This is a genomic window from Pseudomonas sp. WP18, assembly GCF_036689585.1.
Classification (GTDB): Bacteria; Pseudomonadota; Gammaproteobacteria; order Pseudomonadales; family Pseudomonadaceae; genus Aquipseudomonas; species Aquipseudomonas chlororaphis_E.
Map to the genome: position 1 here is coordinate 1,065,443 of NZ_CP144758.1, position 26,418 is coordinate 1,091,860.

Below are 26,418 nucleotides of genomic sequence, written 5' to 3' on the forward strand. Positions count from 1 at the left end.
AGCATGGAACTCTATACCTACTACCGCTCCACTTCGTCGTACCGGGTGCGCATCGCCCTGGCGCTCAAGGGCCTGGACTATCAGGCCCTGCCCATCAACCTGATCGCCCCGCCGGGAGGCGAGCATCGCCAGCCGGCCTACCTGGCGATCAATCCCCAGGGGCGAGTGCCCGCGTTGAGGACCGATGAGGGGGATGTGCTGGTGCAATCTCCCGCGATCATCGAGTACCTGGAAGAACGGTATCCGCAGGTGCCGTTGCTCAACGCGGACTTGGCCATTCGAGCCCACGAGCGGGGCGTCGCGGCCTTGATCGGTTGCGATATTCACCCGCTGCACAACGTCAGCGTGCTCAACAAACTGCGCCAATGGGGGCATGACGAGGGGCAGGTGACGGAGTGGATCGGACACTGGATCAGCCAGGGGTTGGCGGCGGTGGAGCGGTTGATCGGCGATGAGGGTTTTTGCTTCGGCGCGACGCCGGGACTGGCGGATGTCTACTTGATTCCGCAGTTGTACGCGGCTGAGCGGTTCAATGTCTCGTTGCAGGCGTACCCGCGGATCTGTCGAGTGGCGGGGCTGGCGGCCGGGCATGCGGCGTTCCAGCGGGCGCATCCTGCGAATCAGCCCGATACGCCTGCCGGATAGGGCCGTGGTCAACAGGGGCCCGCTTCATCCTGTCTCAATGCACAATCGAGTTCGGTGGCAGGTGCCCCAGCCGCTCCGTCAGCCGGAGCCGCTGGATCGGGTCTTCGCTGAGCATCAGCGCATGCTCCAGGTCGAATCGCTCGGCGTTGGGGCAATCGAGTCGCTGGTACAGGCTGGCGCGGGCCAGGTAGTCGGCGGCGCTGGCGTTACCCAGTTCCAGCACCCGTTCGGCGTCGATCAGCGCGGCAATGTAGTCGTCGTTCGCCAGGTGCAACTGGCGCAGGTTGCGTGACAGTCGCTGGAGCATCTGCAGCGGCTCGGCGTTGACCAGGTGTTCAGCCTTGAGCGGCATGTTCGCGCCATATTGACGGTGCAGCAGGTCCCGGCAGTCATGGGGGTACAACCGGCGTCCGCCGCACGGATCGAGCAAATGGTCGGCCCCAGGCACCTTCAGCAGGAAGTGGCCAGGGAAATTGACGCCGACCATCGGGATCTCCAGGCCGCGCGCCAGTTCCAGGGCAATCAGGCCGAGGGCCAGCGGCTGCCCGCGCTTGCCCACCAGGACCTTGTCGAGCAATGCCGCCCGCGGGCGCAGCGGTGTGGCGTCGTCCTGGGCGAACCCCAGGTCGTTGAGCTGACGTAACAAAGGTTGGGCCAACTCGCTCACCGGCAGCATCGGCAGGTCATGGCTGACCCGTTGTTGCAGATCCCTGAAGTCGCGCAGCAGGGCCGGCACGTCGACGTCGCGATCATGTTCGGCGGCGATCCACAGCGCAGCTTCGAACAGCGCCGGGGGCGAGCGGTGCAGGCAGGCAAAAAAGGCTTGGCGCGGTTTCATCACACTCTCCGGGCTATGTCCCCGTTGTAGCTCTGCCATGGATTTTCGTCCAGTCCCGGGCCGGCGCAGTCGGCGGTTATACCGAAAAGGCTGGCGGCCCACCGGCCTTATGCCGGTGTGTTTCAGCAAATTTCGAGCGCGCGCCTATACTGGCGAAACGAACAAAGTGATTCGGGAGCCTGTCGATGTTCGCTCTCATGCAAAGCTCCCGCCTTGAATCGCTGCACTTAAGCGTAGACCCGATGACCGGGTTGAAGGCGGTGATTGCCATTCATTGCAGCCGTCCCGGGCCCGCCCTGGGTGGCTGTCGTTATCTTGCCTACCCCGACGACGAAAGTGCCGTGGCGGACGCCGTGCGCCTGGCCCAGGGCATGAGCTACAAGGCTGCCCTCGCCGGCTTGCCCGTGGGAGGCGGGGTGGCGGTGATCATGCGTCCGGCCCATGTCGAAAGCCGGGCCGCGTTGTTCGAAGCCTTTGGCCGGTGCATTGAACAGTTGGACGGACGCTACATCACCGCCATCGACAGCGGCACGTCGGTGGCCGACATGGATTGCATTGCCCAGCAGACCCGCCACGTCACCAGCACCACGGCCTCGGGAGACCCCGCGCCCCATGCGGCGATGGGCGTGTTCGCCGGCATCCGGGCCACCGCCATGGCTCGCCTGGGCAGCGATAACCTGGAAAGCCTGCGCGTGGCGATCCAGGGCCTGGGCAATGTCGGTTATGCCCTGGCCGAACAACTGCACGCCGCTGGCGCCGAACTGCTGGTCAGCGACATCGACCCCGGCAAGGTACAGCTGGCGATGGAGCAACTGGGCGCGCACCCCATCGCCAATGACGCACTGCTCAGCACCCCTTGCGACATCCTCGCCCCCTGTGGCCTGGGCGGCGTGCTCAACAGCCACAGCGTGGCGCAACTGCGTTGCTCGGCCGTGGCCGGTTCGGCCCATAACCAATTGAGCAACCTGCAAGTGGCCGATCAACTGGAGCGGCGCGGGATCCTCTACGCGCCCGACTACGTGATCAACTCCGGCGGCCTGATCTACGTCGCCCTCAAGCACCGCGGCGAAGAACTGCCGAGCATCACCGCACACCTGTCGAAGATCGGCGCGCGCCTGACCGAAATCTTTGCCCATGCCCAGGCGGAGAAACGCTCACCGGCCCGGGTGGCCGATGAACTGGCAGAGCGCTTGTTGTATCGCTAGGGCCAGCACTTGTATGTTGAATGCAGATGGGGTGGATTGTTCAGGTTTTGAGGGCTGGGTGATTCGCACTGACGCATTTAATCAAAACATTGAGGAGGCACTTTGAATTAAGTAGTGCAGGGTGAAAATGAGCGGTTATTGCGGGTGGTTAGTTGCAATCTTTTGAATATTGACCCTTTGGACAGTCGGCGTTCTTTTGTGGGGAGTGTGGGTGCTGAAAACGGCTCCGGGTAGCCAGGCTTGGCTGTGGCGTTATAGACTGGCACTTGCCTGTCGGTAGTTTTCTGATCAATTGATCAGAAAACCTCTCAGGGTGAAAGATTTGAAAGTTTGATCATCAGGGTGTGAGGTAGGTTTGCAGAGTGTTTCTCTAGCGTTCGCCAGAGCGCTCATCAACTCGATATCAAATTTCGACAAAAGAACTTTACTCAGGCTTGAAAACTACGTCTTGTCTCATGGGGTTGAACAAGTTCCCATGAGTGAGTTGTCTCAATTATTCGAACTCGCCATACGCCACAGTGGCAATGAGGATTTAGGTCTGCTGGCTTATAAAAGTGCCCACCCTGGTCACTTAGGTGTTTTAGGGTATGCGGTGATGTCTAGCTCGACCCTCGGCGAAGCGATGGCTCGAATGGTTGATCATCACTCCATCATCGGCACGGGTTTTTGTATGTTTTTTGAGGGTGATGAAACCACGGTCAGGATTGCGGGCTTGTCGGGTAATGCACAAGGTGAAGTGCTGCCCAGGGCGTTTATCGATGCCGTGGCGGCTATTACCCTGGGCCTCTTGCGCTGGCTTGTACCGACTGTTTGTATTACTCCTGTAAGGGCAGAGTTTGCCTATGAAAGACCGCGAGACACTCGCCAGTTGGAGCAGATCTTTGGTCATGATCTGAGATTTTCCTGTGCCGCCAATGCCATGGTGTTTCAAAAGTCGGACATGGATATCGCTATCGCAACGTCCGACGCATCGCTGCAACAAATTCATGATCAATACCTTAAACGCCGCCTGGATGAGATGCGCTCGGAAAATATTGCAGCAGCGACGAAGAAAGTGATCCTGCAGCACCTGGTTCAAGCCAGATCCCTGGCCATGGGCGATATTGTAATCACTTTGGGCATGTCGACCCATCAGTTGATCAGAGCCTTGGAAAAAGAGAATAAAAGCTTTCAGTCATTGGTTGATCAGGTTAAGAAGCAGCATTGCTATCACTTGCTGGTTAACACAAGGCTCACGCTCAAGCAGGTGTCTTACAGTTTGGGGTTCAGGCATTCCAGCGCTTTGAATAAGGCTTGCGAAAGATGGTTTGGTATGGCGCCAGGCGCTTGTCGTTCCCGCGAGAAGATGTAGGCGTTTGCGAGTAGGTGTCTCGGCACGGTTCAAAGTGATCTGTTTTTAACGCTTATCCTCAGGCGGGTTTCAGTTACCCCGAGCGTGCAACGCTATCTTAATTTTCCGGGATTAAGGAGAGAATTCGAAGTCGATATTTCTTCGATAGGACGAGTAAGTCAATGCAGCTAAGACGCCTGAAGTTTGCGGCACGGATCCGATTTTGTTTCGTTTTGGTGATTGCCGCTTTAATAGGCGTAAGCGCCTTTGCTACGTATAAGGCTAGGGAAATAAGGCAGGCGAGCCTGGTGGTTGAGCAGGACGCTCTCCCAGGGATTGCCTTGGGAGACGATATAATCTTGGCCTTTAGCAAGACTCGATTCAGTGTATTTCGTCTGCTGGTGTCCACCGATGATTTGAAACTTGCCAATAACTACAATTTGCTTGTTGCTGATATCCGCGAATTTGAAGCGGCTCAGGCGGCTTATCTTCCCATCATCAGTACGGATCAGGAGCGAGGCCTGTTCACCACAATAGGCAAGCTCTTCGAGAGTTATCGTACTTCGGCGCTCCATGTCCACGATCTCATCAAGCGTGGCTCGACGGGCGAAGCCACTGCTTTGGTCGAAGGGGAGATGTCCAGCATCGCTCAAAACATGGTCAAGGTGCTAGGTGAGCTGGAGAAGCTTAATGATCAAGCACAACAATCGGCTAGCGCAGCCGGACAAAACGCCTATGAGACGTCAATACGAGTGACACTGACCGCGATTATGTTGGTGGCGCTAGGGGCAATATTTCTTGCGCATAGGCTGACCGTTAGCATTTCCAGGCCCATTGCACAGGCGTTGGAATGTGCCAACGCCATTGCCCGAGGCGATCTGCGTGAACCGGCGCAGGACGCCAGTGGGAACGATGAAGCGGCGCTGTTGCTGCGGGCCGTTATGATCATGCGGAAAAACTTGAGCGATACCTTGATCGACGTTTATCAAGCGGCAGGCCAGCTTTCCAACGCGGCAGAAGAGTTAAGCGTCTTGGTCGGTAGCAGCAACAACGACCTCCAGGCGCAAAACAGCGAGCTGGAACAAGCCGCCACTGCAATTACTGAAATGAGTCAGGCCGTTGATGAAGTCGCGCACAATGCCATTAGTACTTCCGATGAGTCGCGCGCTTCCTTGCACTTGGCTCGCGATGGTCAACGGGAGCTTGATTCGACGCTCAACGCGATCGCGCGCTTGGACGGCAGCGTTAACGATGCCTCACAGCGTGCAGATATTTTGGCGTCCAATACCGTAGAGATCAGCAAGGTACTTGAAGTGATCCGATCGGTTGCCGAACAGACTAATTTGCTGGCGCTCAATGCGGCGATCGAGGCAGCGCGGGCGGGCGAGGCCGGTCGGGGATTTGCCGTGGTTGCCGATGAGGTTCGTTCCCTGGCGCACCGTACGAGCACTTCGACCATGGATATTGAACGTATGATCAGTCATATCCAAAACGGCACTCAGGAAACGGTAAGCGCCCTGAACGACAGCGCTGTACAGGCCGCACAGACTCGCGAACAAGCGGCTTCAGCGAACAAGGCGCTGCAAGGCATTACCACCACCGTCAGCAGCATCGATGAGCGTAATACCATGATCGCAACCGCTTGTGAGGAGCAGGCGCTGGTGGCCAAGGACGTGGACCGCAGCATCATTCGTATTCGTGATCTTTCAAATCTGTCGGCAGTGCGTTCCGATCAGACGATGGCCGCGAGTGAAGAGCTCGCGCACATTACGACGAAGCTCAAGGAGCGGCTTGATGGCTTTAATTTTGGATAAGCACGTGAAAATGGACGTGAAGTCAGTTGTTAAGAGTGTGCCTGGAGGCAGAGATGGATCCAGTCAATGAACTGTGCAACGACCTTATGGATCTGCTCGAAGAAATTGCCAGCAGTAGAAACAAGCTGGATGTCCAGGGGCAAAAAATCTTGCTCGACGCCTTGAGAAGCCTTCTTCTCTCTACGGAACGTCTCAGTGAGCAAATGCGAACCTTGGTGAGTTTACAGGTTCGTTCAGGGCATCAGCGGCCCAGGCTATACGTTGTGGAGTAGCTCTGCGAGAGTCGCATCGCGCTCCTGCTCGCTTTTCGAGCAGGAGCACACAGGATGATCTGCCCTATGCTGGCCGAACCTAGCCTTCAGAACCTGTTGGGGCAGAGAGCTCAGTCAGCGCCGTTGCATTATTTTTGAAGGCCGCTGCAAAGATAGCGCGATTTTTCGCCATGTAGATGCTTGCATCTTCGGCGTGCTTCTCTGAGAGACCGGCAACGTTTTTCATCAGCACCTCCGTGAGGAGCTCTGCCAGCTCAAGCATCTGGTCGTGTGCATCGGCGAGTTTTCGGTCCACGAACGTAGTCTCCAAATCGCGGGTACTGCGGTAAAGGGTTTCAACAGCCATTTTTTGGCCTCGTCATAGTGTGCGGTGCGAATTGAGTGAACATGCGCTCAGCGCTGCATGCGGGTCAGTCAGTGATACGAGATTCATTCCCTGATCGTTCTCAGGGCCAGCTGGGCGATGCTGGAGAAGAAACCCAGGCACAGCCTTGCGAAAGTTTCGGTCAAACCGAGTCGCATCTTCGGTCCATCTGTACGATTTGAAGTGCGCGACTACTGTATTTATGTACAGGTCGAAGAATAAGCGAATCCCTTCACTTTGGGTAGTGGCTTTTTAATGTAGACCGATTTCGGTGTTTGTCGTCCAAGGCCATCAAAGCTGATTTGCGCGTCAGACGTGCCGGATGCCAGCTTATCGCCATCTCATCCCCAGCCGCTGGCCTTCTTTCTGCATGCAGAAACCGTCACGTCCAACCCGCATCATCCGGTCGAGTCGACCTAAGGAACCTACATCGTGAAAATCAACTGGGCCGAGAACCTGCGCCAGAACGTGCATCAACTGGCCGAATCGTTGGGAAACCTGTTCGTCGAGACCTTCCACTACCTGGCGTTGTTCGCCATCGGTGCGGTGACCGCGTGGGCGGCGGTGATGGAGTTCCTGCAGATGATCGAGGCGGGGCACATCAAGATCGATGACATCCTGCTGTTGTTCATCTACCTGGAGTTGGGGGCGATGGTCGGGATTTATTTCAAGACCAACCACATGCCGGTGCGCTTCCTGATCTACGTGGCCATCACAGCGCTGACGCGTCTGTTGATCTCCAACGTGTCCCACCACAGCCCGCCGGACCTGGGCATCATCTACCTGTGCGGCGGCATCCTGCTGCTGGCGTTCGCGATCCTGGTGGTGCGCTACGCCTCGTCGCAGTTTCCTTCGGTGAAGATCGAAAACCCGCACCGCAAGGTGGGTGCGGGTTCCAGTGAGCATGCCGAGGTGGAAAAAGGCGAGATCTAGAGACCGGCCGCAGAAGATGTCGCGCCTTGCGCGTGCGGTGGGGGCAGCTTGATGTTGTCCCCGCCGGTCATGGCTTCGAGGATGGCCACGGCGCTGTGGCCCTGTTCGATGGCAATGCCGAACTGAATGCTCTGCACCAGGCGCCGCAGGCGTTCCGGGTCGTTGCGCTGCTGGGCGCTGATCATGCGCTTGGCGACGATCCGCCCGCTTTTGGACAGGGTCAGCATGATGCTGCCGTCCAGGCCCTGGATGCTCAGGTTGATTTGATAGTGCGGCGCAAAAGCGTCGGTAATGATCTGAAAAGGGTTGTCCATGATGCGTCACCGCCTGATTGAACGTGCAGTTGTTGACCGGCCTTGATCGGGATTAGTTCGCAACACCGGACCATCGGCCATTCCATGATCGTGTTCATCGGGTGTTTCCAGGGGCCGCACGGCTGACAACCCGAAAAGGGGCTAGACCGGTGGCGGCTCTCTCATGGGGTAGCAAGGGGCATGCCGGAAAAATCGTCGGACAATGTTCGCGGGGCATCGGGCTGCAATGGATGGAAATGAGGCGGCAACGCTTGCCCGTTTCAGGGCGCCATGTGCGTCGACGGTGCAGCGAGGATGGTTTTCTGAAGAATGGTGTAGCGAGGAAACTCCCGACATTAACAGCGCTTTTGCCCGTTGTCCGGCTTTATTTGCAAATGGATATTTTTCTTTTTTCAGGGGTTGAATTGTTCCTCCGCCAGCCCGACTCTGTACTCAAGGGGCCGTTGCACCCACGTCGATGGCCCCCGGCGAGCTAGCTGAAATAAGGGATGAACTATGCAAATCCAAGTCAACAGCGATAACCATATTCAAAGCAGCATCCGACTGGAGGAGTGGGTACGTACTACCATCGAAAGCACGCTCGAACGTTATGAAGAAGATCTGACACGGGTTGAAGTTCATTTGCGGGACGAGAACGGCGACAAGCCGGGTCCCCATGACCTGCGTTGCCAGCTTGAGGCACGGCCAAAAGGCCATCAGCCGGTTTCCGTGACGCACAAGGCCGATTCGCTGGAGCTGGCGATCGAAGGTGCGGCGACCAAGCTTGAGCACGCCCTGGAGCACCTGTTCGGCAAATTGCGCGGCAAGCGCGCAGCCAGTGCGGCGCCGAGCGAATCGGTCGCATTGGCCGATGCGCTGCTGGAAGAAGAATTCCTGGAGAACGAACGGGCTGCGCTTCACGGCTGATACCCGGTTCAATTCAAACCCATCGGAAACGGAAAAAAGGGCCTGCATTGCAGGCCCTTTTCATTTCAGCGTCACTATTACCTGGCCAGGAACGCCTGCCGATACTCTCCCGGCGTTGCGCCCAGCGCCTGGCGGAAACGGTTGGTGAAGTGGCTGGCGCTGGCAAATCCACAGGCCAATGCCACGTCGCCCAGCGGTTGCGAGGTACTGCGCAACAGCTGCCGTGCCCGTGCCAGGCGCCTTGCCAGCAGGTATTGGTGAGGGGGGAGCTCGAAGCTTTCGCGAAACATCCGCGCGAAGTGGTAGTGCGACAGTGCACACAGCGCCGCCAGATGACCGAGGCTGATGGCGTCGGCCAGGTGGCTGTCGATGTACTCCACCAGCAAGCGCCGCTGGTGCGCGGCCAGGCCACCCTTGAGGCGCAGCCCTTGGCGCTGGCCGACCTGGCTGAGCAGCAGGTGGTCGAGCAGGTCGTGGGCCAGGCTGGACGTCAGCAGCCGTTCGCCGGGCTCGTCCCAGTTCAAGGCGATCAACTGGCGAAAACGCCTGGCCTGCTGCGGGTCGTCGAGAAATGTCGCCTCGTGCAGTTGCACCTGGCGGGGCTCGCGGTCCAGCAGCGTGACGCACCCGAGGGCGAATTGTTCCGGGCTGAAGTACAAGTGGGCAAGGCGAATATCGCCGTTGATGACCCAGGCTGACTCATGCCCGGCCGGCAGGATGCAGAGTTTGCCGGGGCCGCCGGTGGTGGCAGGCCGCTCGCGGCGAAACGTGCCGGTGCCACCCGCGATGTAGCACGACAGCGTGTGGTGGGTCGGAGCCTCATAGTCCCGGGCGTCATGATGATTGCTCCACAGGGCGGCTGCCATGCCGTCGCCAAGCTCGGCACTGTGCTCCAGGCGAGCATTGGGCGAACTGGCGAGGGCTTGGAAAACTTGCAGGGTTTGCAGTGTGGGCATGATCGGTTCTCTCCAACGCCTTGCATCCTACTCTGTCGGCTGGCGCCTGCCAGCCTGGTCGCCGACAAAACCGCAAGTTTATGCAAGTGCCGGTTGGATGGCGTCGTGATACTGGAGGTCATTGTCAGGAGTTGTCGCCATGAACCTCTCGTTGTACCTGCTCACCGTGCTCATCTGGGGCACGACCTGGATCGCGCTGAAACTGCAACTGGGCGTCGTTGCCATCCCGGTGTCGATTGTCTACCGCTTCGGTCTCGCCGCGTTGATCCTGTTCGCGCTGCTGCTGCTCAGCCGGCGGCTGCAAGTGATGAACCGGCGCGGTCACCTGATTTGCGTGGCCCAGGGCCTGTGCCTGTTTTGCATCAACTTCATGTGCTTTCTCACCGCCAGCCAGTGGATCCCCAGTGGCTTGGTCGCCGTGGTGTTTTCCACCGCCACGCTCTGGAACGCCCTCAATGCCCGGGTGTTCTTCGGTCAGCGGATTGCCCGAAACGTGCTGTTGGGGGGCGCGCTGGGGTTGTCGGGGTTGGCGTTGCTGTTCTGGCCGGAGTTGGCCGGCCACCACGCCAGCCCGCAAACGCTGCTCGGGTTGGCATTGGCGCTGCTGGGCACCTTGTGTTTCTCGGCGGGCAACATGCTCTCGAGCCTGCAACAGAAGGCCGGTCTCAAGCCCTTGACCACCAACGCCTGGGGCATGGCCTATGGCGCGATGATGCTGGCGGCCTGGTGTGCCTTCAAGGGCATTGCCTTCGACATGGAGTGGAACTCGCGCTACATCGGTTCGCTGTTGTACCTGGTGATTCCGGGCTCGGTGATCGGCTTTACTGCCTACCTGACTTTGGTCGGACGCATGGGGCCGGAGCGGGCGGCGTATTGCACGGTGCTGTTCCCGGTGGTGGCGTTGAATGTCTCGGCAGTTGCCGAAGGCTACCAGTGGACGGCGCCGGCGTTGGTTGGGCTGGTATTGGTGATGCTGGGGAACGTGCTGGTGTTTCGCAAGCCTCGGCCAGTGGCGACGAATGTCGCCTTGGGCGCACGCTGACCTATAACGTCCAGAGATAAACCTGTGGCGAGGGAGCAAGCTCCCTCGCCACAGGTTTGCGTCCCTTGGCCGCCGATCTGCCGGGTGGCTTATTTCCAGACTTGTGGGTTGACCAGGTTCTGCGGTCGCTCGCCCATCAAGGCACTGCGCAAGTTATCCACAGCCAGGTCGGCCATGGCGGCACGGGTCTCGAAGGTGGCCGAGCCGATGTGGGGCAGGGTGACGGCATTCTTCAACTGGAACAACGGCGATTCAGCCAGCGGTTCTTTTTCGTACACGTCCAGGCCGGCGCCGCGGATGCGGTTGCTCTGCAAGGCCTCGATCAGCGCCGGCTCATCCACCACCGGGCCGCGGGAAATGTTGACCAGGATGGCACTGGACTTCATCAGGCCCAGCTCGCGCTGCCCGATCAGGTGGCGGGTCTTCTCGCTCAATGGCACGACCAGGCACACGAAGTCCGCTTCGGCCAACAACTGATCCAGCTCGCGAAATTGTGCGCCCAACTGGCTTTCCAGCTCGGGCTTGCGGCTGTTGCCACTGTAGAGAATCGGCATGTTGAACCCGAACCGGCCACGGCGGGCGATGGCGGCGCCGATGTTGCCCATGCCGACGATGCCCAGGGTCTTGCCGTGCACGTCGGTGCCAAACAATTGTGGCCCCACCGTGGCTTGCCACTGCCCGGCCTTGGTCCAGGCATCCAGCTCCGCCACGCGACGGGCGCTGCTCATCAGCAAGGCGAAGGCCAGGTCGGCGGTGCTTTCGGTGAGCACGTCGGGGGTGTTGGTCAGCAGGATCCCGCGCTCATTGAAGTAGGCCAGGTCGTAGTTGTCGAAGCCGACCGAGATGCTGGACACCACTTGCAGGTTCGCAGCGTTTTGCAGTTGCTCGCGTCCCAACTTGCGCCCGACCCCGATCAGGCCGTGGGCGTGGGGCAGGGCTTCGTTGAACTGGGCATTGATGTCGCCGTTCGACGGGTTGGGCACGATCACGTCGAAGTCCTGTTGCAGGCGCTCGACCACTTGGGGCGTGATACGGCTGAAGGCAAGTACGGTTTTTTTCATCGTGCGAGGCTCGTCTTGGAGGCAATACCAAGCACGCTAACATTCTCGGCGAGGGTTAGGCGAGAGGGGGCTTGATGGAGCGCCCATAAATTTCCCTTGTGGAAGCGGGCTTGCTCGCGAAGACGTCGGGTCAGCTTGCATCAATGTTCAATGCAAGCCCGCTCCCATAGGGGATGACGTTGCCGTCCCGCAGGTCTAGGCGGCCCGCAGCGAAATAAACGCATAATCCGAGGCCGCCTCGGTGACGACCCGCGCCCCACAGGCCATGACATCGCGGGCTACGTCATCCCCGGACAGATGGAACAGCCATTCACCGGTTGCCTGCTCCGTTGGCTGCAATTGCACCTGGTCGAGCACGCTGGCGAATGCGGCCATGTCTGGCAGGTACGCGGTGAAGCCGTCGCCTTTCAGCGCGGTGGTGCGAATACCCAGGGCGGCGCAGATGCGGTCCTTGGTCGTGATGTCTTCGCGATCGGCCTGGCGCGAGCGTTCGATCAGCGTGGCCAGTTCCTCATCGACCAACGTGCCGCCGACGATCAGTTGCGGACCGGTTTCCCAGGATTGTGGCGGGCAGTCCTTGGCCGCTGGATTGAGAGGGATGTGCGGGTTGATTTCCATCGGATAGATGCGGCACACCAAGGGGCGGCGTTCGTAAATGCCGCACCGATTGTCTGCGTCAAGATTGCGGCAGGGGCCGGCGTTGTAGGCGGCGAACGTGATCGCCACGCGGGCCTCGGCAGTGCCGCTGCGGACCACCGCCGAGCGCCGCTCGGCATGCTCGCGTTGCGTCGTTGGCAGGCCGAGCCCGTTGGACAGGAAGGCTTCCACCAGGACAATGACCTGGCCGCCGTCCTCGGCCCACATCCGAGCCTCCGAAAGGGTCAGGGGGACGTGGTGGTCGGAGCAGCATTTGCCGCACCCTACGCAGGAAAACCTTGTGCTCATTGAACGCCCGTTCGCAAATGGCTGGAAAGCGGCGACAGAAAAACGCCGTGATGCGCCGGGCGAAGCAAGTTATGCGCCACTCACCGATCGGCGGAGGCGGGGCGGATCGAGTCCCACTCGGTCACATGGGCGGTCTTGGTCTTCTTGCGGTAGAGGCACAACTCGGTACCGGTCGCCCCTTTCATGTGTTTCTGTGGGTACTGGCCTTGCAGCAACAGTGCGGTGTAGCCGACCCGATCGTCGAATTGCGCAGCGCTGCCCACCGGTTCGACGTTCTTCAGGCCACTGGCCTTGACGCAGCTGGCCAGCACGGCTTTATCGTAGGCAGCCCAGGCGTCCGGGCTGGAGGCATGGGCCTGGGCGGCCAGGGCGGTGAAACCAAGGAAAATCAATGTGCGGGTTTTCATCGAAGGGCCTCGTTCCGGGATGGCAGGGCACGAGTATGCCTGAGGTTGCCGGACGGCGATGGCCCCCGCGTTGGAACGCAGGCGCCACAGCCGGGCCGATAGGTTTCAGTGACCTTGTTCGGCCACGGCCTTGGCGGCGGTGATCAGGCACTTGGTCAGTTCCGGCGAGGAGAACTTGGTCAGCACGCCATTGGCGCCGGCCAGGCGGGCCTTTTCGGCGTTCATGGCGCTGTCCAGGGAGGTGTGCAGCAACACGTAGAGGTGGGCGAAGTCCGGTGTTTCGCGCAGGGTCCGGGTGAGGGCGTAGCCGTCCATCTCGGACATCTCGATGTCAGAGACGATCAGGTTGATCTGCCCTGCGGTGCCTTGCAGGTCCAACAGGCATTCGATGGCTTCCTTGGCGCTGCGGGCGGTGTGGCATTGCAGGCCCAGGTTGCGCAACGTGTGCACCGATTGTTGCAGCGCGACCTGGCTGTCATCGACCACCAGGATCCGGGCGTTGCCCAGCACCTCGGCGTCTTCCATGCTCAGCTCGGTGGGCGCGGTTTCGATTTGTGCCGGCGCGATGCCGTGGATGACCTTCTCGATATCCAGCACTTGCACCAGGGTGCCATCCACCGAGGTCACGCCGGTGATGAACGCCCGCACGCCGCCGGAACCGTAGGGCGGCGGTTTGATGTCGGTGGTCAGGCAGTGGACGATCTTGCTCACGGCCTGCACATGCAGGCCCTGCTTGGAACGGCTGACATCGGTGACGATCAGGCAGCCGCCGTCCGGATCTTCCAAGGGGCGCTCGCCGATGGCGCGGCTCAGGTCAATCACCGACAGCGAGGTCCCGCGCAGGGTGGCGATGCCTTTGACGTGCGGGTGCGACTCCGGCAGCTTGGTCAGCGGCGGGCAGGGAATGATTTCGCTGACCTTGAGTAGGTTGATCGCCATCAGCTTGCCGCTGCGCAAGGTAAACAGCAGAAGCGAAAGTGAATCTGCGCGGGCTTTGTTGGAAGACATAAAAACCTTCTGTGGAAAAAGGTGGGGCGAGCGTGAAGAACGCCAAAACAGCTTGTGATAACGGGTTATCGACCCGTTGGGGGCAGGCTTTAGGGGGAAACCTGTCGACAGCGGGATCGTCTTGAGCAGACGCCCTCGTCACAAAAACTATTTAAGCCCTAACCGCCGCGCCATCCGCCCCAGGTTCGCCCGGTCCAGGCCCAGCTCACGGGCGGCGCTGGCCCAATTGTGCTGGTGGCGTTCCAGGGCCGTGCCGATGAGGCTGCGTTGGAACTGATCGACGGCTTCGCGCAGATCCCCGGTGAACCCGGTCATGTTGGGCTGCGGATTGACGGCCGAGGGCGCGGCGTTATCCACAGCGACTTGCGGCAGGTCCAGGTCCTGGGCGCCGAGGCTGAGGATTTTCGGTCGCACCGGGCAACGGCCCAGGGCCTTCAGGGCGCTGCGGCCGATCAGGTGCTCCAGCTCGCGCACATTGCCCGGCCAGTCGTAGGCCAACAGAGCCGCCTGGGCATCGCTGCTCAGGCGCAAGCTGCCCAGGCCCATGCGCGAACGGTTCTGCTCCAGGAAGAAGCCGCTGAGCAACAGCACGTCCCGGCCGCGATCGCGAAGCGCCGGAACCTGCAGCGGATACACACTCAAGCGATGATAGAAGTCGGCCCGGTAACGGCCGTTGCGCACTTCTTCGGCGAGGTCGCGATTGGTGGCCGCGATCAGCCGTACATCGACCCGGTGCTCCTTGTCCGAGCCCAGCCGTTGCAACTGGCCGCTTTGCAGCACGCGCAACAGCTTGGCCTGGACGGTCAGCGACAGCTCGCCCACTTCGTCGAGGAACAACGTCCCGCCGTCGGCCAGTTCGAATTTGCCGCGCCGGTCACTGGTGGCGCCGGTGAAGGCCCCTCGTACATGGCCGAAGAGCTCGCTTTCCACCAGCGTGTCCGGCAGCGCGGCGCAGTTGAGGCTGATCAGCGGCTGTTCGGCGCGTTTCGAGGCGCCATGGATGGCCTGGGCCACCAGTTCCTTGCCGACCCCGGTTTCGCCTGTGATCAGCACGGTCAGGTCGCTGCCGCCCACCAGGTTGATTTCTTCCACCAGGCGCTTGTGGGCCTTGCTCTGGCCGACCATGTCGCGGTGCTGTTGGCCGCTGGCCTGGCGATAGACCTCGGCGCGACGGTGTTCGTCTTCGGCCTTCAAGGCCAGGCGCTCAATGCGTTCGGCAGCGCTGACCGTTGCGGCGGCGAGGCTGGCGAAGGCTTGCAGGGCACCGAGATCGATCGGTTCGAAGCGCCCCGGGTCCAGCGCGTCGAGGGTCAACAGGCCCCAGGGGCGCTCATCGACGAACAGCGGGCAGCCCATGCAGTCATGGACTTCAAGGTGTTCGTCCAGGCCTTCGACCAAGCCGTCGTAGGGGTCGGGCAGGGCGCTGTCGGCGGCGAAGCGGGTAGGCTCCGGGTTGGCCAGCAGGGCCTCGAAGCGCGGGTGTTCGCTCACCCGGAAGCGCCGACCCAGTGTGTCGGCGCTCAACCCATCCACCGCCAGGGGCACCAGGCAGTCTCCGTCAAGGCGCAACAAGGCGGCCGCATCGCAGGGCAACAACGCGCGCAAGGCGCCGAGCAGGCGGCGATAGCGTTCGCCTTCAGGCAATTCGCGAGACAGGTCGGCCACCAGCGGCAGCAGGGAGGTGAGTAGGGAGGTTGCGGTCATAATGACTCCATGTAGTCACAAGGACTATAAAGCGGTCTGTGTCTTTATGACTACTTTATTTATAACTAATTGATAAATAAGGATAAAAATATTGGCATGGAAACTGATAAGAGAGGGTATTCGTACACATCAGGAGTCACCTTAATGCTCAGTCAAGAACAACGCGCCATTATTCGTGCCACCGTTCCATTGCTGGAAAGCGGCGGCGAGGCACTGATCACCCATTTCTACCGCATGATGCTGTCCGAATACCCTCAGGTACGCCCGCTGTTCAACCAGGCGCACCAGGCCAGTGGCGATCAGCCCCGGGCATTGGCCAATGGCGTGTTGATGTATGCCCGCCACATCGACCAGCTCGACCAGTTGGGAGACCTGGTGGCGAAGATCGTCAACAAGCACGTCGCCTTGCAGATCCTGCCGGAGCATTATCCGATTGTCGGTTCCTGCCTGCTGCGGGCGATTGCCGAGGTGCTGGGCGAAGAGATCGCTACCCCCGAAGTGATTTCCGCATGGGCGGCGGCCTACAACCAATTGGCCGATATCCTGATCGGTGCCGAGTCTGGCCTGTATGAGCAGAAAGCCGCGGCGCCGGGTGGCTGGCGTGGCGAGCGGACGTTCGTGCTGACGGCCAAGGTGCAGGAGAGCTCGGAGATCACGTCGTTCTACTTCGAGCCAGCGGACAAGGGGCCGATCCTGCTCGCCGAGCCCGGCCAGTACATCGGTATGAAGCTGATCCTGGACGGCGAGGAAGTGCGTCGCAACTATTCGCTGTCGGCCCTGGCGGACAACGGCCAATACCGGATCAGCGTCAAGCGCGAGCCAGGCGGGCGGGTGTCCAACCACCTGCATCATCATGTCCAGATCGGCGACAGCATCCAGCTGTTCCCGCCGTCCGGGGATTTCTACCTGACGGCCAGCGACAAGCCGCTGGTGCTGATCAGTGGCGGCGTTGGCATCACCCCGACCCTGGCGATGTTGCAAGCGGCCTTGCAAACCGAGCGCCCGGTGCATTTCATCCACTGCGCCCGCAACGGCCGGGCCCATGCGTTCCGTGACTGGATCGACGACCTGGCCAAACGGCACCCGCAACTCAAGCGTTTCTACTGCTACGACGAAGACGACGGCGTGAGCCCGCCGGCCGACAAGGTCGGGTTGTTGAGCGAGGCGCAACTGGCGCACTGGCTGCCGGAACAGCGTGACCTGGACGCTTACTTCCTCGGGCCGAAGGGCTTCATGGGCGCCGTCAAGCGCCACCTCAAGGCCCTGGGCGTGCCGGATGGGCAGAGCCGCTACGAATTCTTCGGGCCGGCGGCGGCGCTGGAGTAAACAGCCTGGCAGGCCCGCTCCCACAACGTTTTGGCGTGAACACAGCCCGTGAACACCCCGAAAAAACCAGTGGGAGCGAGCTTGCTCGCGAAGGGGCCAGCATGCCCAACCCCATTCCCAAAGCCTTTGCACCCACGCAAATTAATCCGCCCTTAACGCTTTTCCTGTCTATTGCCTGCAAAGTTGCCGGCGGCCGCTCGTTCACTGTCATGGTCAGCGTGTAGACTTCGGCCATCCGATGGCGCGCCGAGTGTTGCAAGGCCGCGCGTTGATCCATGTAGACAAAGGGAAACGCAATGAATGAGGAAATGACGCGGTTAGGTCGTGAGCGGCGCTATCTGGTGTTGCTGGGGCTGATCTGCCTGGCGTTGATCGGCGGCGCGCTGTACATGCAGGTGGCCCTCGGCGAGGCGCCGTGCCCGCTGTGCATCCTGCAGCGCTATGCGCTATTGCTGATCGCAATCTTCGCCTTTATTGGTGCGGCCATGCGCACCCGTCGCAGCGTGACGATTTTCGAAGGGCTGGTGGTGCTCAGTGCCCTGGCCGGCGCAGGGGTGGCGGGGCATCACGTGTACACCCAGTTCTTCCCGGCCGTCAGCTGCGGCGTTGATGTGTTGCAGCCGATTGTCGACGGCCTGCCACTGGCGAAGATCTTCCCGCTGGGGTTCCAGGTCGATGGCTTCTGCTCCACCCCCTACCCGCCGATCCTCGGCCTGTCCCTGGCGCAATGGGCCCTGGTGGCCTTCGTCCTGACGGTGGTGCTGGTGCCCTTGCTGGTGTCGCGCAACCGCAAGCAATTGCGCTGAATCCCCCTTGCTGAACGCCCCGGTTTCTCTCCAGCAGAGCCGGGGCGTTTTTCGTTTCAGCCTTGTGGCGGGTCGTCCTTGATCCGAGGCAAGAATGGCCTGCGACAATGTGCGACATGTTGTCACATATTTGGAGTCCTACCGCCTTTGCGGGGGTGAATAAACACCCACTCCTGTAACAAAAGTTCGGCGGATTTCGTAAAACCCTCTTCCCGGCCAGCAGGCATTTTTAACAGCGAAGCGACGGGCGGCCCAACCCCCGTAAAACAGGCGCTTTGCGCGAAAAAATCTTCACCGTGAATACGCCAGGCTGTCTAAATCGGGCGTAGTAGCCTTACCTTTTTTGGGGTTCTTGTTGAGAATCAATTTCGATAACATGCTGGCCTGTTGCAATTTCGGTGAAGGATTATTGCCGGATCGGAGAAAAATTATTTCGGGATGAAACATGGTCTACAGCGCCTCAGCTCACTACAATCGCCCGCACCGATTTTCCGACCCGGCTCAGGCTTTGAGCACGAGGGTGGTCGAAGGGCGCCAGCGCCCCATGCGACCCCAGGTGTCGGAGCCTCCAATACCCGCACCAAATGGAATTGGGCTTGAACTAGGCCTTTTGACCAACGAATAAGAACTCACTGCTGGCCCAGGATGTGTCGAACAGCGTCTGACGTTCGACGGGCAGCCCTTATTCAATCCAAGAAAAATGCCAACCCTTGGCAGGGTTAAGTGTTGGCGATCAAAACCCAACTGCATTGCGCAAGCTGCTTTAGAGGTCGTGAGATGAGTAAAAACAGGTACCCCCGATTACTAGGCTTGTTGCCGTTGCTCGGCACGTTGCTGCTGGGAGGCTGCAACATGACCTTGCTCGATCCCAAGGGCCAGGTCGGCCTGGATGAGCGCAACCTGATCATCACCGCCACGCTGCTGATGCTGCTGGTGGTCGTGCCGGTTATCGTCATGACCTTCCTGTTCGCCTGGAAATACCGCGCGTCCAACACCAAGGCCGTGTACACGCCGAAGTGGTCGCACTCGACCAAGATCGAAGTCGCGGTGTGGACGATTCCAGTCCTGATCATCATTGCCCTGGGTTATGTCACCTACAAGTCGACCCACGCCCTGGACCCGTACCGTCCGCTGGATTCGGACGTCAAGCCGGTCACCATCGAAGTCGTCTCGATGGACTGGAAGTGGCTGTTCATCTACCCGGAACAAGGCATCGCCACCGTCAACAAGATCGTGTTCCCGGCCCACACGCCGATCAACTTCAAGGTCACCTCCGACACCGTGATGAACTCGTTCTTCATCCCGGGCCTGGGCGGCCAGATCTACGCGATGGCGGGCATGCAGACCAAGCTGCACCTGATTGCCAACCAGAACGCTGAACTCGACGGTATCTCCGCCAACTACAGCGGTGCAGGTTTTACCGGCATGAAGTTCAAGGCAATCGCCACGACCCAGGAAGATTTCGACGCCTGGGTCAACGAAGTGAAAAAGGCACCTAAACAGCTTGAAAAAGCTGAATACGAAGCCCTTTCCAAGCCGAGCCAGAACAACCCAGTCGAACTCTACTCCTCGGTCACGCCGAACCTGTTCCAGACCATCATCGACAAGTATGAAGGGATGAACCCGGGCAAGCCGATGCACCACGAGAAGAAAGAGAAGGAAGTGGCTCACAACATGGAAGGGATGGACATGAGTTCGCATTCAGCTGCCGGGGCAGAGGAGTAAACGATGTTTGGTAAATTAAGTTGGGAAGCGATCCCGTTCCACGAGCCGATTGTCATGGTGACCCTCGCCATCATCGCGCTCGGTGGCCTGGCGCTGTTTGCGGGTATCACTTACTTCAAGAAGTGGACCTACCTGTGGACCGAGTGGCTGACCTCGGTCGACCACAAGAAAATCGGCGTGATGTACATCATCGTCGCCATGGTCATGCTGCTGCGTGGTTTTGCCGACGCCATCATGATGCGTACCCAGTTGGCCATGGCCACCGAGGGTTCGCCTGGCTACCTGCCGCCTGAACACTATGACCAGATCTTCACCGCCCACGGTGTGATCATGATCATCTTCATGGCGATGCCTTTCTTCACCGGCCTGATGAACCTTGCAGTGCCGCTGCAGATCGGCGCGCGTGACGTTGCCTTCCCGTTCCTGAACTCCCTGAGCTTCTGGCTGCTGGTGTCCGGCGTGGTGCTGATCAACCTGTCCCTGGGCGTTGGCGAATTCGCCAAGACCGGTTGGGTGGCCTATCCGCCGCTGTCGGGCTTGCAATACAGTCCGGGCGTGGGGATGGATTACTACATCTGGGCGCTACAGCTATCCGGGTTGGGTACGACGCTGACGGGGGTCAACTTCCTCGCCACCGTGCTGAAAATGCGTACCCCTGGCATGAAGTTGATGGACATGCCGATCTTCACCTGGACCTGCACCTGGGCCAACGTGCTGATCGTCGCTTCGTTCCCGATCCTGACCGCTACCCTGGCTCTGCTGACGCTTGACCGCTACATGGATTTCCACATTTTCACCAATGAACTGGGTGGGAATCCGATGATGTACGTGAACCTGTTCTGGGCCTGGGGTCACCCCGAGGTGTACATCCTGATCCTGCCGGCCTTCGGGATTTTCTCCGAAGTCATCTCGACGTTCTCCGGCAAGAAACTGTTCGGCCACCACTCGATGATCTACGCCAGCGGCGCGATCTCGGTGCTGGGCTTCATGGTCTGGCTGCACCACTTCTTCACCATGGGTTCGGGTGCGAGCGTCAACGCCTTCTTCGGCCTGGCGACGATGCTGATTTCGATCCCGACCGGGGTGAAGCTGTTCAACTGGCTGTTCACGATCTATCAGGGCCGTCTGCGCTTCACCAGCCACGTGATGTGGACCCTGGGTTTCATGGTGACCTTCGCCATTGGCGGCATGACCGGCGTATTGCTGGCCATCCCGGGTGCTGACTTCGTGCTGCACAACAGCCTGTTCGTGATCGCGCACTTCCACAACGTGATCATCGGCGGTGCGGTGTTCGGCTATATCGCCGGCTTCGCCTTCTACTTCCCGAAAGCGTTCGGCTTCAAGCTGCACGAAGGCTGGGGCAAGGCAGCGTTCTGGTTCTGGATCACCGGCTTCTTCGTCGCGTTCATGCCGCTCTATGTACTGGGCTTCATGGGCATGACCCGTCGTCTGAACACCACCACCAACCCTGAGTGGGTGCCGTACCTGTACGTCGCCATGTTCGGTGCGGTGATGATCGCTGTGGGTATCGCCTGCCAGCTGATCCAGCTGTATGTCAGCGTGCGCGACCGCAACAAGCCAGAGAACATGTGCGAACACGGCGACCCGTGGAATGCCCATACCCTGGAATGGTCGACCTCGTCGCCACCGCCGTTCTACAACTTCGCCGTGCTGCCGAAAGCAGACGTCATCGACCCGTTCACCGAAGCCAAGGAAAACGGTACCGCGTACCAGGTTCCGGCCAAGTACGAGCCGATCCACATGCCAAACAACACCGCCACCGGTGTGGTCATGGGCGGCCTGTTGACGGTGTTCGGTTTCGCGATGATCTGGCACATCTGGTGGCTGGCCATCGCAAGCCTGGTCGGCACCGTGGCGTATTTCGTGATTCATGCTGCCCGTGACGATCAGGGCTACATGGTGCCGGTGGATGTCATCGAGCGCACCGAAGCCGAGCAGCACAAACGTCTGGTCGCGGCCGGGAAGATCCCAGCCTCCGCCACCCGTGTTGAAACCTCGTTGGAACAGGCTTAAACCATGTCGAACTTAGTGACCAATGTTGGACACGCCCATGGTCATGACCATGGGCACGATGACCATCACCACGACTCGGGCGAGATGACCGTATTCGGTTTCTGGCTCTACCTGATGACCGACTGCATTCTGTTTGCGTCGATCTTCGCGGCGTACGCGGTGCTGGTAAACAACGTCGCCGGTGGCCCGTCGGGCCACGACATCTTCGAGCTGCCGTACGTACTGGGCGAAACCGCCTTGCTGCTGTTCAGCTCGATCACCTACGGCTTCGCCATGCTGGCGTTGTTCAAGGGCAAGAAGAACCAGGTCCTGGGCTGGCTGGCCATGACCTTCCTGTTCGGTGCCGGCTTCATCGGCATGGAGATCAACGAGTTCCACATGCTGATCTCCGAAGGCTACGGTCCGAACCGCAGCGGCTTCCTGTCGGGCTTCTTCACCCTGGTCGGCACCCACGGCCTGCACGTGACCAGCGGCCTGATCTGGATGGCGATCATGATGTACCAGGTCCAGAAAAACGGCCTGACCGCTACCAACAAGACGCGCCTGAGCTGCCTGAGCCTGTTCTGGCACTTCCTGGACGTGGTGTGGATCTGCGTATTCACCGTTGTTTATCTGATGGGGACCCTGTAAATGGCTAACGCACATTCCCACGATGGCCACGACGCCGGCCACGGCAGCGTCAAGTCCTACGCCATCGGTTTCATCCTGTCGGTGATCCTGACCGTCATTCCATTCGGCCTGGTGATGTACCCGACGCTGCCCAAGAGCCTGACCCTGTGGATCATCCTGATCTTCGCCGTGGTCCAGGTACTGGTGCACCTGGTGTACTTCCTGCACCTGGACCGCTCCGCCGCCCAACGCAACAACGTGGTCGCGTTTGTCTTTGCCGCGATCGTGATTGTCCTGCTGGTCGGCCTGTCGTTGTGGATCATGTTCAGCATCCACACCAACATGATGGCGCACTGAGGAAAGTCCGGATGTCCTTAAAGCACTTTATCCAAATCACCAAGCCGGGGATCATTTTCGGTAACGTGCTTTCTGTGGCAGGCGGGTTTTTCCTGGCCTCGAAAGGGCATGTCGATCTGGCCATCTTCCTGGCGGCGATGATCGGCACGTCCTTGGTGGTCGCGTCGGGTTGCGTGTTCAACAACTGCATTGACCGCGACATCGACATCAAGATGGAGCGCACCAAGAACCGAGCCCTGGTCCAGGGCCTGATCCCGGTGCAACTGGCCCTGGCGTTCGCCACGGTGCTGGGCGTGGCCGGGGTGGCGCTGCTGTATCGGGTGGCCAACCCGTTGGCGGCGTTGTTCGCGGTGATCGGCTTTGTGATCTACGTCGGCCTCTATAGCCTGTACCTCAAGCGCAAGTCGGTCCACGGCACGCTGGTGGGCAGCCTGTCGGGGGCGATGCCGCCGGTGATCGGCTACGTCGCGGTGAGCAACAGCTTCGACATGGCCGCGCTGACGCTGCTGGTGATGTTCAGCCTGTGGCAGATGCCGCATTCCTATGCCATCGCGATCTTCCGCTTCAACGACTACCTGGCGGCTTCGATTCCGGTGTTGCCGGTCAAGCGCGGTATCCGGGTGGCCAAGAAGCACATCCTGCTCTATATCCTGGCCTTCCTCGTGGCGACCTTGATGCTGACATTCAGCGGCTACGCCGGCATGAGCTACCTCGCCGTCGCCGCCGCCATGGGCATGTACTGGCTGTACATGGCCTGGACCGGCTACAAGGCCGTGGATGACACGGTCTGGGCACGCAAGCTGTTCGTGTTCTCGATCTTCACCATCACCGCCCTGAGCGTCATGATGTCCCTGGACTTCAAGGTGCCCAGTGAGCTGCTGCTGACGTACGCACCCTAAGCTTCAGACGCTGTACAAAAAGCCCCGCCTTCGAGAGAAGCGCGGGGCTTTTTTGCGACGGTGTCTGGGGCAGTGAACGCCGTTGAACCCTTGTGGGAGCGGGCTTGCTCGCGAATGCGGTGGCGCAGTTGACGGTGATGTTGGCTGACACGACGTCTTCGCGAGCAAGCCCGCTCCCACAAAAAATGGCTTCGGGTGACAGGTTATTGCTGGGCGATGCTGTAGCCGTCGAATGCCTTTTGCTGTTGCAGGGCGGTGACGATGCTTTTGCGGGTGACCGGTTGTTCGGTGCCGTCATTGTCCAGGAAGGTTTCGCTTTCCAACTCGGCGTCATCGCCTTCGCCGACAAAGTTGAAGCCCAGGAACTCGAAGGCTTCGCGGTCGACGTTCGGCTTGGAGCGCGGGGTGCGCAAGGGCAGGGTGACGCTGATGCCGTCCTTGCTGATGACAAAGACTTCGGCGTCCTTCTTGGCGCGCGAGGCCTTGCCTTTGCCGCCGCTCGGGTTGCTGATGGCCTGGTGGGTCTGGTTCAGGACCTTCAAGGCCAGGCCATAGACCAGTTCCTGAAATGCCGGGTCATCCTTGTAGCTGGAAAGTATGCGGCTGATGGGGAAGCGGCTGCTCAAGTCCTCCAGTGCCGCGAAGTCGGCGGCTTCGGCGTCCTTGAGTTGCTTGAGCTGGCCCATCAGTTCGTAGGCCTTGTCATCGTCGAACGCATCGTGGGCCTGGCGGATGGCGGTGCGCAGTTCGCGGATCTGATCGCTTTCGCGGTTCGACTGGAAGGCATCCAGGACCATCTCGCTGATGCTCTTGGCCTGGGGCAGATGCTGTGAAAGATTGATGGAGTTTTCGTATTCCGCTTTGGACGAGAGGGTGACTACGGATTCAGCGGTGTTGGAATCGGACATTGAAATTTCACTACTTCTGTTAGCGGGATGAGGCGAGAAAGGCGTTGAGCTTTTTCCGGCCGACTAATCTATTGGACGCGGGCAACGTTGTCACGGTCGGACCGTTGGCCGGTGCGCATTTGTTGGCGGGCTCGGTGTTCAGTCGCGCAACAGCTTCACCAGCCGCAAGGCGTCGGCTGTCGCGGCGCCGCTGGCGGTGTTGTCGAAGATGCACCAGGTCGGCGTGTGCGGATCGGCCTTCAATTGTTCGGCCAGGTGCGCCAGCCAGGCGTCTTCGTAGGGCGAGTAGTAGATCCGTGGCGAACCGTGCAGGCGGTAGTAACGAATGCCCGGCCAGCCGGCGGGCTGGTCGCCGTCGGGCAAGGGCGATGGGTCGGCTGCGACACGGCCGATGCGCTCGGCCTGCAACAGCGCCATGGCCTGCGGCGCAAGCCAGCTCGGGTGTCGCGGCTCCAGCACGGTCGGGCCTTGGTATCGGTCACGCAGGGCCGTGAAGAACGCCCGGGCGACGGCGTCATCGAAAGCCAGCGATGGCGGCAATTGAACCAACAGGCACCCGAGTTTTTCGCCCAACTGCGAACACTGCCCCAGGAACTCGTCCACCCATCCTTCGCAATCGATCAGGCGCCGTTCATGGGTGATCTGCCTGGGTACCTTGACCGAGAACCGGAAACCGGGGGCAACGCTGTCAGCCCACTTGGCGTAGGTGGCGGGGCGATGCGCGCGGTAGAACGAGCTGTTGATCTCGACGGCGCTGAATCGAGCACTGTAGCGCTGCAGATGAGTCCCTTCGACGGGAAACGCAGGCCACTGCTCCCGGGGCAGCGACCAGCCGGCGCAGCCCAGGTAAACGCGAGACGGTGAAGTGGATTGAGTCGGCAAGGTCGAAAACCGGGTGACAGGGGATTCCCTTGTGACCGTTTCACGAGCCTCGAAGCTGCATTCTTTTTACTCGCAGATCACGTTTTTGCCCGCCATCTTGGAGCGATACAGCGCCTGGTCCGCCCGGTCCAGCAGCGCCGCCTGCTGTTCATCGTCGAGGCGCTGCACCACGCCGAAGCTCATGGTGATCTGGAAGTCGCCCACCGGCAGCAGGTCGGACAGGCCACGGCGAATGGTTTCGGCCACCAGCCGGGCGTCAGCCAGGGTGGTGTTGGGCAAGATCAGAATGAATTCATCGCCGCCCCAGCGCGCCAGCAAGTCGCCGTCACGCTCGCTGCGCTGGACACTCTGCACCACTTGCACCAGGGCCGCGTCGCCGAACGCGTGGCCGTAGCGATCGTTGATGTCCTTGAAGTCATCGACATCCATGGCGATCAGGCACAACGGCTCGCGAAAGCGCTGGGCGCGCTCGCACGCCAGCGGCAGGGCCTGCTCCAGGCGATAGCGATTGGCAACCCGCGTCAGCGCGTCGGTTTCGGCCAGCCTGCGGTTTTCATCGAGCTGGACCTGCAACTGCTGGTTGACCCGGGACAGCTCGCGGGTGCGCTCTTCGATGGCCGCTTCCAATGACGAATTGCGCCGCTCCAGTTGTTCGAACAGGCGCTTCTTGTCGTCGATGCTGCGGTGGGCGCCGAGCATGCGCGCCACCGTGCCGTCGGCGTTACGGGCAATGATGTAGCCGCGGTCTTCGATCCAGAGCCAGCCGCCGTCGCGCATGCGGCAGCGGTACTCGGCCTGGTAGCCGGTGGAGCGCTGCTCCAGGTAATCGTCGAACAACGCCATCACCCGCGGGTAGTCCTCGGGATGGATCACGTTTTCCCAGGTCAGCACGGTGTTGTTGAGGGAATGCGGCGGGTAACCCAGCATCGTGTACCAGCCGGGGTTGCGGTAGACGAAACCGGTATTGGCGTTCCAGTCCCAGATGCCGTCGCTGACCAGCTCCAGGATGGTGTGCAGCACGCCTTCGTCCAGGTCCGACAAGTCGAACCGCAACGCATCCATGTTCGAGGCATTTCCCATCATGCGTCCCTCAATCAACCTTGATATCAAAATGCTCGTTCGCGGTTG

26 protein-coding genes are annotated in these 26,418 nt (G+C 60.2%); 14 read left to right on the top strand and 12 right to left on the bottom strand.

The window, feature by feature from the left end:
- Window positions 1-3 precede the first annotated feature (3 nt).
- Window positions 4-645, top strand: a complete 642-nt coding sequence (gene maiA, locus V5F23_RS04565; RefSeq protein WP_047738255.1) for a maleylacetoacetate isomerase — start codon at window positions 4-6, stop codon at window positions 643-645.
- 34 nt (window positions 646-679) lie between these two features.
- Here maiA and V5F23_RS04570 read toward each other — a convergent pair whose 3' ends face one another.
- Entirely contained in the window at window positions 680-1,483 is an 804-nt protein-coding gene (locus tag V5F23_RS04570; protein WP_042728237.1) for a tetratricopeptide repeat protein, read from the bottom strand.
- A gap of 185 nt (window positions 1,484-1,668) precedes the next feature.
- On the opposite strand from V5F23_RS04570, the gene V5F23_RS04575 reads away from it, so the two are divergent.
- The 3 genes from V5F23_RS04575 to V5F23_RS04585 all read left to right on the top strand — a co-directional run bounded on the left by V5F23_RS04575 (window position 1,669) and on the right by V5F23_RS04585 (window position 5,832).
- Window positions 1,669-2,688 carry a Glu/Leu/Phe/Val dehydrogenase dimerization domain-containing protein gene (locus V5F23_RS04575; RefSeq protein ID WP_042728238.1) on the top strand — a complete coding sequence of 340 codons (1,020 nt, stop codon included), beginning with the start codon at window positions 1,669-1,671 and terminating at the stop codon, window positions 2,686-2,688.
- 475 nt (window positions 2,689-3,163) lie between these two features.
- Window positions 3,164-4,039, top strand: a complete 876-nt coding sequence (locus V5F23_RS04580; protein WP_123578210.1) for an AraC family transcriptional regulator — start codon at window positions 3,164-3,166, stop codon at window positions 4,037-4,039.
- A 161-nt stretch (window positions 4,040-4,200) separates the two neighbouring features.
- A complete protein-coding gene (locus V5F23_RS04585; RefSeq protein WP_338497688.1) occupies window positions 4,201-5,832 on the top strand; it encodes a methyl-accepting chemotaxis protein in 1,632 nt (543 codons plus the stop codon).
- A gap of 351 nt (window positions 5,833-6,183) precedes the next feature.
- On the opposite strand, the gene V5F23_RS04590 is transcribed toward V5F23_RS04585, so the two are convergent.
- A complete protein-coding gene (locus V5F23_RS04590; protein WP_123578208.1) occupies window positions 6,184-6,450 on the bottom strand; it encodes a YebG family protein in 267 nt (88 codons plus the stop codon).
- 450 nt (window positions 6,451-6,900) lie between these two features.
- Here V5F23_RS04590 and V5F23_RS04595 point away from each other — a divergent pair, with 450 nt between their 5' ends.
- On the top strand, window positions 6,901-7,401 hold the full coding sequence (locus V5F23_RS04595) for a phosphate-starvation-inducible PsiE family protein (RefSeq protein WP_042728243.1): 501 nt from the start codon (window positions 6,901-6,903) through the stop codon (window positions 7,399-7,401).
- On the opposite strand, the gene V5F23_RS04600 is transcribed toward V5F23_RS04595, so the two are convergent.
- A complete protein-coding gene (locus V5F23_RS04600; RefSeq protein WP_042728244.1) occupies window positions 7,398-7,715 on the bottom strand; it encodes a DUF3509 domain-containing protein in 318 nt (105 codons plus the stop codon). The two genes, V5F23_RS04595 and V5F23_RS04600, sit on opposite strands and share 4 nt — an antisense overlap.
- 495 nt (window positions 7,716-8,210) lie before the next feature.
- Here V5F23_RS04600 and V5F23_RS04605 point away from each other — a divergent pair, with 495 nt between their 5' ends.
- Window positions 8,211-8,621: an HPF/RaiA family ribosome-associated protein gene (locus V5F23_RS04605; RefSeq protein ID WP_212803423.1), complete on the top strand. Its 411-nt coding sequence runs from the start codon at window positions 8,211-8,213 to the stop codon at window positions 8,619-8,621.
- Between the two features lie 77 nt (window positions 8,622-8,698).
- Here the strand turns inward: V5F23_RS04605 and V5F23_RS04610 are convergent, their stop codons facing one another.
- The gene (locus tag V5F23_RS04610; RefSeq protein WP_212803424.1) at window positions 8,699-9,577 is read right to left on the bottom strand and encodes an AraC family transcriptional regulator; all 879 of its coding nucleotides are present in this window, start codon (window positions 9,575-9,577) and stop codon (window positions 8,699-8,701) included.
- Window positions 9,578-9,716: 139 nt separating this feature from the next.
- Between V5F23_RS04610 and V5F23_RS04615 the strand changes: the two genes are divergently transcribed.
- Entirely contained in the window at window positions 9,717-10,619 is a 903-nt protein-coding gene (locus V5F23_RS04615; RefSeq protein WP_338474261.1) for a DMT family transporter, read from the top strand.
- Window positions 10,620-10,708: 89 nt separating this feature from the next.
- Here V5F23_RS04615 and V5F23_RS04620 read toward each other — a convergent pair whose 3' ends face one another.
- From V5F23_RS04620 to norR, 5 genes are all read right to left on the bottom strand, one after another.
- A complete protein-coding gene (locus tag V5F23_RS04620) occupies window positions 10,709-11,680 on the bottom strand; it encodes a D-glycerate dehydrogenase (protein ID WP_042728248.1) in 972 nt (323 codons plus the stop codon).
- Between the two features lie 195 nt (window positions 11,681-11,875).
- Window positions 11,876-12,625 carry a YkgJ family cysteine cluster protein gene (locus V5F23_RS04625; protein WP_042728249.1) on the bottom strand — a complete coding sequence of 250 codons (750 nt, stop codon included), beginning with the start codon at window positions 12,623-12,625 and terminating at the stop codon, window positions 11,876-11,878.
- Window positions 12,626-12,705: 80 nt separating this feature from the next.
- Complete coding sequence (locus V5F23_RS04630; protein WP_047738248.1) at window positions 12,706-13,032, bottom strand: hypothetical protein; 327 nt, start codon at window positions 13,030-13,032, stop codon at window positions 12,706-12,708.
- 105 nt (window positions 13,033-13,137) lie between these two features.
- Window positions 13,138-14,040, bottom strand: a complete 903-nt coding sequence (locus V5F23_RS04635; RefSeq protein ID WP_042728251.1) for a chemotaxis protein — start codon at window positions 14,038-14,040, stop codon at window positions 13,138-13,140.
- Window positions 14,041-14,187: 147 nt separating this feature from the next.
- Window positions 14,188-15,744 (bottom strand): nitric oxide reductase transcriptional regulator NorR, encoded by a 1,557-nt coding sequence (gene norR, locus V5F23_RS04640; RefSeq protein ID WP_212803426.1) that lies wholly within the window; start codon window positions 15,742-15,744, stop codon window positions 14,188-14,190.
- Window positions 15,745-15,888: 144 nt separating this feature from the next.
- Between norR and hmpA the strand changes: the two genes are divergently transcribed.
- The 7 genes from hmpA to cyoE all read left to right on the top strand — a co-directional run bounded on the left by hmpA (window position 15,889) and on the right by cyoE (window position 23,500).
- On the top strand, window positions 15,889-17,070 hold the full coding sequence (gene hmpA, locus V5F23_RS04645) for an NO-inducible flavohemoprotein (protein ID WP_042728253.1): 1,182 nt from the start codon (window positions 15,889-15,891) through the stop codon (window positions 17,068-17,070).
- Window positions 17,071-17,366: 296 nt separating this feature from the next.
- Window positions 17,367-17,876: a disulfide bond formation protein B gene (locus tag V5F23_RS04650; RefSeq protein WP_042728254.1), complete on the top strand. Its 510-nt coding sequence runs from the start codon at window positions 17,367-17,369 to the stop codon at window positions 17,874-17,876.
- Between the two features lie 777 nt (window positions 17,877-18,653).
- The gene (gene cyoA, locus V5F23_RS04655; RefSeq protein WP_042728255.1) at window positions 18,654-19,601 is read left to right on the top strand and encodes a ubiquinol oxidase subunit II; all 948 of its coding nucleotides are present in this window, start codon (window positions 18,654-18,656) and stop codon (window positions 19,599-19,601) included.
- Window positions 19,602-19,604: 3 nt separating this feature from the next.
- Entirely contained in the window at window positions 19,605-21,635 is a 2,031-nt protein-coding gene (gene cyoB / locus V5F23_RS04660) for a cytochrome o ubiquinol oxidase subunit I (protein ID WP_042728256.1), read from the top strand.
- Between the two features lie 3 nt (window positions 21,636-21,638).
- Window positions 21,639-22,265, top strand: a complete 627-nt coding sequence (locus V5F23_RS04665; RefSeq protein ID WP_042728257.1) for a cytochrome o ubiquinol oxidase subunit III — start codon at window positions 21,639-21,641, stop codon at window positions 22,263-22,265.
- A complete protein-coding gene (cyoD, locus tag V5F23_RS04670) occupies window positions 22,266-22,601 on the top strand; it encodes a cytochrome o ubiquinol oxidase subunit IV (protein WP_025211927.1) in 336 nt (111 codons plus the stop codon).
- A gap of 11 nt (window positions 22,602-22,612) precedes the next feature.
- Window positions 22,613-23,500 (top strand): heme o synthase, encoded by an 888-nt coding sequence (gene cyoE / locus V5F23_RS04675; protein WP_025211928.1) that lies wholly within the window; start codon window positions 22,613-22,615, stop codon window positions 23,498-23,500.
- A gap of 203 nt (window positions 23,501-23,703) precedes the next feature.
- Here cyoE and V5F23_RS04680 read toward each other — a convergent pair whose 3' ends face one another.
- From V5F23_RS04680 to V5F23_RS04690, 3 genes are all read right to left on the bottom strand, one after another.
- The gene (locus V5F23_RS04680; protein ID WP_042728260.1) at window positions 23,704-24,408 is read right to left on the bottom strand and encodes a hypothetical protein; all 705 of its coding nucleotides are present in this window, start codon (window positions 24,406-24,408) and stop codon (window positions 23,704-23,706) included.
- A 138-nt stretch (window positions 24,409-24,546) separates the two neighbouring features.
- Window positions 24,547-25,290 (bottom strand): DUF72 domain-containing protein, encoded by a 744-nt coding sequence (locus V5F23_RS04685; protein WP_338497695.1) that lies wholly within the window; start codon window positions 25,288-25,290, stop codon window positions 24,547-24,549.
- A 66-nt stretch (window positions 25,291-25,356) separates the two neighbouring features.
- A complete protein-coding gene (locus V5F23_RS04690; protein WP_042728271.1) occupies window positions 25,357-26,370 on the bottom strand; it encodes a sensor domain-containing diguanylate cyclase in 1,014 nt (337 codons plus the stop codon).
- Between the last annotated feature and the right edge of the window lie 48 nt (window positions 26,371-26,418).

Excerpts from the sequence above, each read along its gene's own strand:
- cyoE (WP_025211928.1), top strand. The coding sequence starts at position 22,613 with ATGTCCTTAAAGCACTTTATCCAAATCACCAAGCCGGGGATCATTTTC.
- V5F23_RS04635 (WP_042728251.1), bottom strand. The coding sequence starts at position 14,040 with ATGTCTTCCAACAAAGCCCGCGCAGATTCACTTTCGCTTCTGCTGTTT.
- V5F23_RS04575 (WP_042728238.1), top strand. The coding sequence starts at position 1,669 with ATGTTCGCTCTCATGCAAAGCTCCCGCCTTGAATCGCTGCACTTAAGC.
- V5F23_RS04610 (WP_212803424.1), bottom strand. The coding sequence starts at position 9,577 with ATGCCCACACTGCAAACCCTGCAAGTTTTCCAAGCCCTCGCCAGTTCG.
- hmpA (WP_042728253.1), top strand. The coding sequence starts at position 15,889 with ATGCTCAGTCAAGAACAACGCGCCATTATTCGTGCCACCGTTCCATTG.
- V5F23_RS04680 (WP_042728260.1), bottom strand. The coding sequence starts at position 24,408 with ATGTCCGATTCCAACACCGCTGAATCCGTAGTCACCCTCTCGTCCAAA.
- V5F23_RS04690 (WP_042728271.1), bottom strand. The coding sequence starts at position 26,370 with ATGGGAAATGCCTCGAACATGGATGCGTTGCGGTTCGACTTGTCGGAC.
- V5F23_RS04600 (WP_042728244.1), bottom strand. The coding sequence starts at position 7,715 with ATGGACAACCCTTTTCAGATCATTACCGACGCTTTTGCGCCGCACTAT.
- V5F23_RS04590 (WP_123578208.1), bottom strand. The coding sequence starts at position 6,450 with ATGGCTGTTGAAACCCTTTACCGCAGTACCCGCGATTTGGAGACTACG.
- maiA (WP_047738255.1), top strand. The coding sequence starts at position 4 with ATGGAACTCTATACCTACTACCGCTCCACTTCGTCGTACCGGGTGCGC.
- cyoD (WP_025211927.1), top strand. The coding sequence starts at position 22,266 with ATGGCTAACGCACATTCCCACGATGGCCACGACGCCGGCCACGGCAGC.
- V5F23_RS04630 (WP_047738248.1), bottom strand. The coding sequence starts at position 13,032 with ATGAAAACCCGCACATTGATTTTCCTTGGTTTCACCGCCCTGGCCGCC.
- V5F23_RS04650 (WP_042728254.1), top strand. The coding sequence starts at position 17,367 with ATGAATGAGGAAATGACGCGGTTAGGTCGTGAGCGGCGCTATCTGGTG.
- V5F23_RS04585 (WP_338497688.1), top strand. The coding sequence starts at position 4,201 with ATGCAGCTAAGACGCCTGAAGTTTGCGGCACGGATCCGATTTTGTTTC.
- V5F23_RS04620 (WP_042728248.1), bottom strand. The coding sequence starts at position 11,680 with ATGAAAAAAACCGTACTTGCCTTCAGCCGTATCACGCCCCAAGTGGTC.
- V5F23_RS04580 (WP_123578210.1), top strand. The coding sequence starts at position 3,164 with ATGAGTGAGTTGTCTCAATTATTCGAACTCGCCATACGCCACAGTGGC.
- V5F23_RS04625 (WP_042728249.1), bottom strand. The coding sequence starts at position 12,625 with ATGAGCACAAGGTTTTCCTGCGTAGGGTGCGGCAAATGCTGCTCCGAC.
- V5F23_RS04665 (WP_042728257.1), top strand. The coding sequence starts at position 21,639 with ATGTCGAACTTAGTGACCAATGTTGGACACGCCCATGGTCATGACCAT.
- V5F23_RS04570 (WP_042728237.1), bottom strand. The coding sequence starts at position 1,483 with ATGAAACCGCGCCAAGCCTTTTTTGCCTGCCTGCACCGCTCGCCCCCG.
- cyoA (WP_042728255.1), top strand. The coding sequence starts at position 18,654 with ATGAGTAAAAACAGGTACCCCCGATTACTAGGCTTGTTGCCGTTGCTC.
- V5F23_RS04605 (WP_212803423.1), top strand. The coding sequence starts at position 8,211 with ATGCAAATCCAAGTCAACAGCGATAACCATATTCAAAGCAGCATCCGA.
- norR (WP_212803426.1), bottom strand. The coding sequence starts at position 15,744 with ATGACCGCAACCTCCCTACTCACCTCCCTGCTGCCGCTGGTGGCCGAC.
- cyoB (WP_042728256.1), top strand. The coding sequence starts at position 19,605 with ATGTTTGGTAAATTAAGTTGGGAAGCGATCCCGTTCCACGAGCCGATT.
- V5F23_RS04615 (WP_338474261.1), top strand. The coding sequence starts at position 9,717 with ATGAACCTCTCGTTGTACCTGCTCACCGTGCTCATCTGGGGCACGACC.